1 protein-coding gene and 1 CRISPR repeat array are annotated in these 8452 nt (G+C 30.3%); the gene reads left to right on the forward strand.

The window, feature by feature from the left end; all coding sequences use genetic code 11:
- Positions 1-38: 38 nt before the first annotated feature.
- Positions 39-7972: direct repeats of the CRISPR family, unit length 30 nt; unit sequence CTTTTAATAGAACTACAGTAGAATGTAAAG.
- 182 nt (positions 7973-8154) lie between these two features.
- A partial coding sequence (gene tnpA / locus HNR33_RS06665) for an IS66 family insertion sequence element accessory protein TnpA (RefSeq protein WP_429081492.1) occupies positions 8155-8452 on the forward strand: 298 nt, incomplete at its 3' end.

Genomic DNA, 8452 nt, shown 5'->3' on the forward strand with positions numbered 1-8452 from the left:
AAGGCCTATTAAGCTGTTGTAAATGCTATTACTTCATTCTTTTAATAGAACTACAGTAGAATGTAAAGTTTGTCATAGCTGAATATTCATCACATTCATATACTTCTTTTAATAGAACTACAGTAGAATGTAAAGGGCTGAAAAGAGTCTTGGTTCTGGTACAGGTGAATTACTTTTAATAGAACTACAGTAGAATGTAAAGAAGAAACAAAAGGAATATAAAGACTATCTAGCATCCTTTTAATAGAACTACAGTAGAATGTAAAGTTATCATATTTGCTAGTTTCCCATCAGAATGAATACTTTTAATAGAACTACAGTAGAATGTAAAGATATTTTAGCAAGCAGGGGAGTAAGACAACTTACATCCTTTTAATAGAACTACAGTAGAATGTAAAGCCTAACTGTAAATTTAGCAATCAGTATTGTTGTAACTTTTAATAGAACTACAGTAGAATGTAAAGGAGGAAGGTTTTGTAACTGAGCGTTCAGATAAAAAAGCTTTTAATAGAACTACAGTAGAATGTAAAGAAGGAAGAAGAAAAAATTCATGAAGAAGTCCTTAAGCTTTTAATAGAACTACAGTAGAATGTAAAGATAGAATAACTAATCAAGGCGTTAACGCTTAATTTTCTTTTAATAGAACTACAGTAGAATGTAAAGGAGATAAAGATATATACCTAAACTCTACAGAGCGCTCCTTTTAATAGAACTACAGTAGAATGTAAAGGTTTCATAATCTTATACCTCCTTAATAACTCTCAATTCTTTTAATAGAACTACAGTAGAATGTAAAGGGAGTTAATAGGAAAGTGGGAAAAAGAACAAGGAGACTTTTAATAGAACTACAGTAGAATGTAAAGTTTGCATTTGCTCGAATGCACAAAATACAATCATTGCTTTTAATAGAACTACAGTAGAATGTAAAGTTAATTGAAGCTGCATTGTTGTTACTAAATACGTTGCTTTTAATAGAACTACAGTAGAATGTAAAGTTGCTAATTGACCTCTCAAAAACATCTAATATGATAGCTTTTAATAGAACTACAGTAGAATGTAAAGTTGGATATTTAAAGAAAAACGTGTCTTTAGTAAGTCTTTTAATAGAACTACAGTAGAATGTAAAGTGGTTTTTAGCATATTCTATTAGTTCAGCTATTATACTTTTAATAGAACTACAGTAGAATGTAAAGTCTGAAATAAAAAGTGTTGAAAAATTAATAACAGATACTTTTAATAGAACTACAGTAGAATGTAAAGCATGAATAGTGCTTAATAATATTATCTCACACTTCATCCTTTTAATAGAACTACAGTAGAATGTAAAGTAAGTACCGTAATTACTCCCAGCACCTTGACCAATCCTTTTAATAGAACTACAGTAGAATGTAAAGCTATACTTGCACTCTTTTTCGCTTACATTCTTATAATCTTTTAATAGAACTACAGTAGAATGTAAAGCTTGTACTACAGCATTCTGAACATGATTTTTTAGTAGCTTTTAATAGAACTACAGTAGAATGTAAAGGTGGTGGAACTTTAAAAATTAATTTTGATACAGCAACTTTTAATAGAACTACAGTAGAATGTAAAGAAATATCTAGGTACAAATGTAAAGCAAGATTGCAGGCTTTTAATAGAACTACAGTAGAATGTAAAGATAGAAAGGGAGAATGAGGATGAATTATATTTACAACCTTTTAATAGAACTACAGTAGAATGTAAAGATGCATATCTCACAGCTGAAATTTCATGGTCGTTTCCTTTTAATAGAACTACAGTAGAATGTAAAGTTAGATGGAGCTACTGAATTAGATAACATTGGTCAACTTTTAATAGAACTACAGTAGAATGTAAAGTGGGTAATGGTTTAAAACACAAGTCAGAAGATGAAACACTTTTAATAGAACTACAGTAGAATGTAAAGAACTTTAGTTGAAAAAGGGTTGATACAAGTTTTTACTTTTAATAGAACTACAGTAGAATGTAAAGCTACTTCTTTAGCAAGGCTTGCAAATATTACTGGCATGACTTTTAATAGAACTACAGTAGAATGTAAAGGTTGTTGGCCTTGGTGGAGCTGCAACAAAAGCTAGTATACTTTTAATAGAACTACAGTAGAATGTAAAGTGATGATATGGGTGTTACTGAAATAAGACTCAGAGCTTTTAATAGAACTACAGTAGAATGTAAAGTCCTTTGGCTTTACAGTAGTTAATAAGACTTTCCTTCTTTTAATAGAACTACAGTAGAATGTAAAGAAGATAACGCAACTATGAGTTTTAGATATAAGACATACTTTTAATAGAACTACAGTAGAATGTAAAGTCTCATGTTTTCTATGATATTAATAGAAATTATATTCTTTTAATAGAACTACAGTAGAATGTAAAGTTGTTTTCTCGCATAAGGTACATACAGCTTATTTCCTTTTAATAGAACTACAGTAGAATGTAAAGATAGTAGTAGAAGCAAACAAGCCTAACGAGCATGGTATCTTTTAATAGAACTACAGTAGAATGTAAAGTTCTAGAGCTGGTCTATTTATATTGCTGCCCGTAAACTTTTAATAGAACTACAGTAGAATGTAAAGTTAGAAAGCGAGGTATAAAGAGTGTGGTATGCAGCTCTTTTAATAGAACTACAGTAGAATGTAAAGGGAGGTTGAGTGATGAATGTTTTAAGGGATGGCATACTTTTAATAGAACTACAGTAGAATGTAAAGCTAGAAGGATTAAATGAAAGAGTAATTCTTGAGAACCTTTTAATAGAACTACAGTAGAATGTAAAGGTTTATTTATATAGTATGCCCAGTGCTAAGAAAAATCTTTTAATAGAACTACAGTAGAATGTAAAGGTATTTGGTGAAGCTTTTGTTGCTATAAATATCAGTCCTTTTAATAGAACTACAGTAGAATGTAAAGACGTCAATCGGAGGTCAACCACTGATATAATTTAGGCTTTTAATAGAACTACAGTAGAATGTAAAGATAGTGACGTTGCAGTTAAGCATGGTAGAGCTAGAGCCTTTTAATAGAACTACAGTAGAATGTAAAGTAGAGAGTCAACATATTCATTACTAGAAGAGATAACTTTTAATAGAACTACAGTAGAATGTAAAGACATTGAACTAGAAATCTTCTTGCCCTTTCAATTTCCTTTTAATAGAACTACAGTAGAATGTAAAGAAACAAATTACTATTGAGGTATGTCCAAATTGTGGACTCTTTTAATAGAACTACAGTAGAATGTAAAGATAGATGAGGTTATTACAAAAAGGAATATGAAAATAACCTTTTAATAGAACTACAGTAGAATGTAAAGGCTGATACTGATATTGGAGTAGATTATATAGTTATTTACTTTTAATAGAACTACAGTAGAATGTAAAGTAAAAAAAATCTTTTGGATATATGGGGCATTGGGGGCTTTTAATAGAACTACAGTAGAATGTAAAGTTAACTATACTATTTCTTGCATCAACTATTTCTGTACTTTTAATAGAACTACAGTAGAATGTAAAGATACAATTGAAATTGAAAGTAAAAACACTTCATCACTTTTAATAGAACTACAGTAGAATGTAAAGATAGCTGTTGCTACTTACATGATGGTAGTATTGAATACTTTTAATAGAACTACAGTAGAATGTAAAGGAAGAAATATAATGACGTTCGACATTGGAGTTACTGCTTTTAATAGAACTACAGTAGAATGTAAAGGTCGCTATATCTTCTACAACTGTATCAATTGTAGGCCTTTTAATAGAACTACAGTAGAATGTAAAGAATTATAACCAAGTTAATATAATTATAAATCAATTTGCCTTTTAATAGAACTACAGTAGAATGTAAAGAAAGAAATAATGAGGGAGTATAGAACGGAAACGTTACTTTTAATAGAACTACAGTAGAATGTAAAGTTTCTTCGCTGTTTCTAAAGTCGCAGGAATAGGCTTACTTTTAATAGAACTACAGTAGAATGTAAAGAAAGATTTTTTTTAAGGTCATATTCCTTGTTAAGTTTCTTTTAATAGAACTACAGTAGAATGTAAAGATTAGTCATAACATGCAAATATATTTGCACATATAACTTTTAATAGAACTACAGTAGAATGTAAAGACCCAACAAGCACCCCTTTACCATCTATATTGGCACTCTTTTAATAGAACTACAGTAGAATGTAAAGAAAATTAAGACTTCTCTTTAAATCGCTAAGATACTTTCTTTTAATAGAACTACAGTAGAATGTAAAGTAAGTTTACTATTACTAAGTAATTATAAAACATCTACTTTTAATAGAACTACAGTAGAATGTAAAGGAGTCTACAAAAGAAAAAAGGAAGATAGATGATATACTTTTAATAGAACTACAGTAGAATGTAAAGGTTGCTGATTTTGAATTCTTATTTTCTAATAATAGATCTTTTAATAGAACTACAGTAGAATGTAAAGTATTGTAACAAAGAAAATCAAATGGAAGTTGAATTACTTTTAATAGAACTACAGTAGAATGTAAAGTTTCAAAATAAAAAACCTTATGATAAAACACTACTAACTTTTAATAGAACTACAGTAGAATGTAAAGTTTCTAAGTGAAGTAAAAAGAATTAAAACTAATGTCTTTTAATAGAACTACAGTAGAATGTAAAGTATGAGGTATCACTTGGCGTAATGAGTGAAAAAATACTTTTAATAGAACTACAGTAGAATGTAAAGCGAGAACGCCAAAAGACTCTATACCCTTAATATTGCCTTTTAATAGAACTACAGTAGAATGTAAAGTTCACTGATTTTCAAAATTGGGCCATGTATAAAATTCTTTTAATAGAACTACAGTAGAATGTAAAGGATGATACATCGATAATGCCTATACGACAGGGTTTGCTTTTAATAGAACTACAGTAGAATGTAAAGCATTACGCGAAAAAAAACAACAGGGGGGTGTGTCACCCTTTTAATAGAACTACAGTAGAATGTAAAGTTCCCTAAGTAATAGTTGCAGTCCATTTGTAGTCTGCTTTTAATAGAACTACAGTAGAATGTAAAGAGAGAATGGGCACGTTACAATTTTAAAACTGAAAGACTTTTAATAGAACTACAGTAGAATGTAAAGTCGTTTCTTTTCTTCTTCCTTATCTAGTGCTTTCCTCTTTTAATAGAACTACAGTAGAATGTAAAGTTTTTTTTCCCTGTTATTTCAAATTTCAACGCTTACCTTTTAATAGAACTACAGTAGAATGTAAAGTACGTAAGACATAAAGGCAATGTACTAGAAGAAGTCTTCTTTTAATAGAACTACAGTAGAATGTAAAGAAAGAAATAATGAGGGAGTATAGAACGGAAACGTTAAGCTTTTAATAGAACTACAGTAGAATGTAAAGAACTTTAAGTTCAATTTAAAAACAGGTAAGTAGTAGCTTTTAATAGAACTACAGTAGAATGTAAAGTTTCTTCAACTACATTTGGTGACATACCTTGTTCATACTTTTAATAGAACTACAGTAGAATGTAAAGTGGAATAACTTACCGATAGCTATACCAACTATTGTACCTTTTAATAGAACTACAGTAGAATGTAAAGTCCTTGTAAGGCTGTTTACCAGTCTCTAGCCATGCCATCTTTTAATAGAACTACAGTAGAATGTAAAGATTAAAAGGAGCGTGTATCAAATGACAACTGCAAACGTCTTTTAATAGAACTACAGTAGAATGTAAAGCTTGTTAGCACTTGACTTTGTGATTGCATTGCATCTCTTTTAATAGAACTACAGTAGAATGTAAAGGATATTACAGGGTCTATTCTCTGAGTTGCCTTAGATTCTTTTAATAGAACTACAGTAGAATGTAAAGCCGCCTTACATGTTCTAAATCTTGTCAATATATCTACTTTTAATAGAACTACAGTAGAATGTAAAGATAGGCTAGTTTCGGATATTTAATCCTCATCAGTACTTTTAATAGAACTACAGTAGAATGTAAAGTATGCTGAGAGTAAATATAACGTTAATACTTTTATTCTTTTAATAGAACTACAGTAGAATGTAAAGTGAAAAGCTTTTTAAATAATCTAAAACGAGGAGGTGAACTTTTAATAGAACTACAGTAGAATGTAAAGATTGGCTAGTTTCGGATATTTAATCCTCATCAGTATCTTTTAATAGAACTACAGTAGAATGTAAAGCAAAACAAATATATTTACATTACGCCTTTTCTATCTCTTTTAATAGAACTACAGTAGAATGTAAAGAAACATTTAGGAGATGGAAAACTTGACAACTTACACTTTTAATAGAACTACAGTAGAATGTAAAGTGCGCTCTTTAGAGTAGGATTTAAACTCTCTAGGCCTTTTAATAGAACTACAGTAGAATGTAAAGATTAAAAGGAGCGTGTATCAAATGACAACTGCAAACCTTTTAATAGAACTACAGTAGAATGTAAAGGTAAAAAAGACTAATCACATAGGCGAGGTATACGAAGTCTTTTAATAGAACTACAGTAGAATGTAAAGGATGATAAAATATATTTCAATAGTCTAGGAATTGATACTTTTAATAGAACTACAGTAGAATGTAAAGTACACATAATATACATTATATGTACCAAAATTGATTCTTTTAATAGAACTACAGTAGAATGTAAAGCACTCTACTTTTGCCCGCAAAATAATCTATTATCTTTTAATAGAACTACAGTAGAATGTAAAGTCAGTAACTCCAATGTCGAACGTCATTATATTTCTTCCTTTTAATAGAACTACAGTAGAATGTAAAGAGGTCAAAAGTTATCGGCAACATATACGAGAATCCAGCTTTTAATAGAACTACAGTAGAATGTAAAGGCTGAAGCCCTTACTTCTTTAATGGATATAGTAAACACTTTTAATAGAACTACAGTAGAATGTAAAGTTTTAATTGGTTTTTATTTACATTTGTCTGCTGTTGGCTTTTAATAGAACTACAGTAGAATGTAAAGTTGGATAAAGTCCCTTCTATGCTGTCAATCAGTCCTACTTTTAATAGAACTACAGTAGAATGTAAAGGTTCCCTCTACTGTTCTAAAGCCGTTATTGCCTATTGCTTTTAATAGAACTACAGTAGAATGTAAAGAATAACTTCTTTACGTTCATTGATCATTATTTTATGCCTTTTAATAGAACTACAGTAGAATGTAAAGATAAACATATAATCATAAATCAAGCAATCGTTATATCTTTTAATAGAACTACAGTAGAATGTAAAGTATCTCAAACAAATTGAAGATATCACAAAGGACGACTTTTAATAGAACTACAGTAGAATGTAAAGCAGTATTGGTGGCTACAATATGGAAGATACCATTTCTTTTAATAGAACTACAGTAGAATGTAAAGGGAAGACAAAGCGAGCCAACTATGCCTCGATGCTGTCTTTTAATAGAACTACAGTAGAATGTAAAGACCCTTATATGACATGACAGGTTATCAGTGTGACAGTCTTTTAATAGAACTACAGTAGAATGTAAAGACAGCATCGAGGTGCAACTGGCTTGCTTTATCTTCCTTTTAATAGAACTACAGTAGAATGTAAAGCATATCACACTTAACAACAGAAGTTAATGATTTATACTTTTAATAGAACTACAGTAGAATGTAAAGAAGTTAAAGATATTATTAGATGATTTAGTGGAAGTCTTTTAATAGAACTACAGTAGAATGTAAAGACCCTTATATGACATGACAGGTTATCAGTGTGATACTTTTAATAGAACTACAGTAGAATGTAAAGCAAAACAGCGTAACTGTAAAACATTGTAAATCAAACTTTTAATAGAACTACAGTAGAATGTAAAGTTGGATAAAGTCCCTTCTATGCTGTCAATCAGTCCTACCTTTTAATAGAACTACAGTAGAATGTAAAGTTGGATAAAGTCCCTTCTATGCTGTCAATCAGTCCTACAGCTTTTAATAGAACTACAGTAGAATGTAAAGTCATATCTAGGTTATATTTGGGAATATGTAGAGTAAACTTTTAATAGAACGTAAGCGTATAATAATTGATGGATTTTCTAAGTGATGCCTAAATGAGATAATAAAGTAGACTTGTGAACACTTTTAAAGTGTTTACAAGTGTTACAAACACTTTAAAAGTCTTAGGAGGGATCTATATGGATATGAGATCTGTAAGCCATCAGGTTAAGGTTCAGGAATGGCGTGAAATTATCTCTGGATGTAGGAATAGTGGTATGCCAGTACGAGAATGGTGCAGCGAGAATGGAATTAAACCAGGTCAATACTATTACTGGCTAAGAGTAATTCGCAATGAATCCCTGGCATTAATACCAAGAGAACCGCAGGTAGTTCAACCTTCTTTTGCAGCTGTTAAAGTTTCTGAAATGAACAATACAGATACTGATGAAGCTGGTATCTGTGCAGTAGTAAAAACCAGTTCATTTTCCATCGAAATTAAGA

The organism is Brassicibacter mesophilus, assembly GCF_050433385.1.
In the GTDB taxonomy this organism is placed as follows: domain Bacteria; phylum Bacillota; class Clostridia; order Tissierellales; family Proteiniboraceae; genus Brassicibacter; species Brassicibacter mesophilus.